Source organism: Bacillota bacterium (genome assembly GCA_040754675.1).
Taxonomy (GTDB): domain Bacteria; phylum Bacillota; class Limnochordia; order Limnochordales; family Geochordaceae; genus Geochorda.
Genome location: JBFMCJ010000628.1, coordinates 1 through 2262, shown reverse-complemented (window position 1 = coordinate 2262; position 2262 = coordinate 1). Strand labels below are relative to the sequence as shown.

3 protein-coding genes are annotated in these 2262 nt (G+C 63.7%); all 3 read left to right on the top strand.

What is annotated here, in order from left to right; translation table 11 throughout:
* On the top strand, positions 1-194 hold a 194-nt coding region (locus AB1609_21800; protein MEW6049069.1), incomplete at its 5' end, for a hypothetical protein.
* A gap of 80 nt (positions 195-274) precedes the next feature.
* Positions 275-1657 carry an IS1182 family transposase gene (locus AB1609_21795; protein MEW6049068.1) on the top strand — a complete coding sequence of 461 codons (1383 nt, stop codon included), beginning with the start codon at positions 275-277 and terminating at the stop codon, positions 1655-1657.
* A 192-nt stretch (positions 1658-1849) separates the two neighbouring features.
* On the top strand, positions 1850-2262 hold a 413-nt coding region (locus AB1609_21790; protein MEW6049067.1), incomplete at its 3' end, for a hypothetical protein.

The window sequence follows — 2262 nt, the reverse complement described above, 5'->3', positions numbered from 1 at the left end:
CTGGGGATTGTGCCCTACGAGCCCGATGCGGTGGCCAGGCTGGTGCGGCGGTTGGGGCCACCCGAGAGCTTGCTGGTGGCCTGGACCAGGCCCATGAGGCGCTCAGAGACGTGGTCCGGGCCCGGGAGGACGCCAAGCAGGACCGCCACCGCAAGCGCCAGCAGGTGGGGAAGTTTCTGCTGCGCTGGGGCTAGCAGTTTGTGTGAATAACAACGCCGTTCTTGGCATGTATTGTGGCCACCGATGGCGAACCCCCCAAGGGGTGGTGGTATCGTTGCACGGCAAGCGGTTCAGGGAGTACAGTCCCAACCAGATCATGGCTCTTCCGCCCTCGTTGGAGGAATGGCTGCCGGCGGACCACCCCGTATACTTCATCAGCGACACGGTGGATCAGTTTGACCTGTCGCCGATCCATGCCGACTACCGGGAACGCCGCGGCCAGCCGCCGTACAATCCCCGGATGATGGTGAAGGTCTGGTTTTACGGCTACTGCCGCGGGATCCGCTCTTCGCGCCGGCTGGAACGGGCGCTTCATGAAGACGTGGGCTTTCGGATACTGGCGGCTAACCAGCAGCCGGACCACTGGACGCTTTCGGAGTTCAGAAGGCGGCATCACCGGGCCCTTGGGGACCTTTTGAAGGAGACGGTGCGGGTAGCGGCCCAGTCCGGTCTGGTGCGGCTGGAGCACGTGGCGGTGGACGGGACCAAGGTGAAGGCCAACGCCTCCAAGCACAGCGCCATGAGCTACGGGCGGATGAAGGCCGAGCTGGACCAGGCGGCCCGGGAGATCGACGCGTATCTGGAAGAGGTTGAAGCCAACGACGCCGCCGAGGACAAACAGTTTGGCAAGGACAGCGGCTGGCGGTTGCCACCAGAACTCAGGGACCGGCAAAAGCGCCTGGAGGCGATTCGCCGGGCCAAGGCCCGGCTGGAGGCGGAAGCCAGAGCAAGAGCCGAGGCTGAGCAGGTCCGCCGGCAAGACAAAGCCGCCAGGGAGGGCCGGCTCTACAAACCCCGCAAAGAAGCCCAGACGGCCAGGCCGGCCGACAAAGACCAGCTGAACTTCACCGATCCCGACTCGCGGATCATGAAGAACTCCGACAAGGCGTTTATCCAGGGCTACAACGCCCAGGCGGCGGTGGATGCCCAGACCCATCTGATTGTGGCCGCGGACCTCACCAACCAGGCTTCGGACGCGCCGCACCTGGTGTCCACCCTGGAGCAGGTCAAAGACAACACGGGCAGTGCTCCCAAGGAGCTTTCGGCCGATGCCGGCTACTGGAGCGAAGATAACCTGGCCGCGCTTGCGCAACGAGGGATCGAGGCCTTCATTCCACCCGACAAGGTAAAGCACAGCGAGTGGCGGAACCAGACGCCTCCCGACGAGCCGATCCCCAAGGCGGCCACCCCACGAGAGTTCATGCGGCACAAACTCAGGACCGAGGAGGGACGGGCCCGCTACAAGCTCAGGCAGACCTCGGTGGAACCTGTTTTCGGCCACATAAAAGAGGCCATGGGCTTTCGGCAGTTGCTGTTGCGTGGCGAGCAAAAGGCCAGATCGGTGTGGCGCTTTCAATGCGCCGCCTTCAACCTGATGAAGCTGTACTGGCACCGGACGTTGGAAGGACAAGGACAGGCAGCCCCTGCTGCAGGATGAAGCCACCGGTACCCGACTCGGCCGGCCGTGATAGCGCCTGATTCTTATCACCACCTGGCGTCGATCGGTCCAAGCCCGGCTGACGGTGACCAAAACCCACACGGGCTGCTAGCGCGATCCGGCAGAGAAGGCCGCGTGGTCAGGGCTCCTGGGGTCGGCCAGCACGGATTCATGGTGCCGAAGGATTGGCAGTTGATTTCTGATCATACCAGGCCGATTGAATCGGAAGTGGCGGCCATCAGGGAACACATGGTCCACTTCGTCGAGCTCGACGAGGGTACCTCGCCCGTTCGGTTCTCCACACCGGCGGGCCAGGTCAAAACATTCTCCAGGCGGCAACTAGCCTGGGAACTCGTTGGGTCTCGCCTGCCGGATGCAGACTCGGGCATGGGGGCCATTTACCTCGGCAATCCTCCTCGCCTCCAGTGCCGAGATCGGACCTCGTCGGCGGTGAGCGTCGTCATCGGACAGGAGGGACCTGCTTCGGAGGTCGGACGCCGCTGGCGTGCATTTGTTGACCTGAAGGATCCATGGGGTTCGGCGGATGCGGTGGCCCGAGCCCTTGAGGATGCGCCGCTGGACATTCGCGAAGCCGGTTGGTTTTT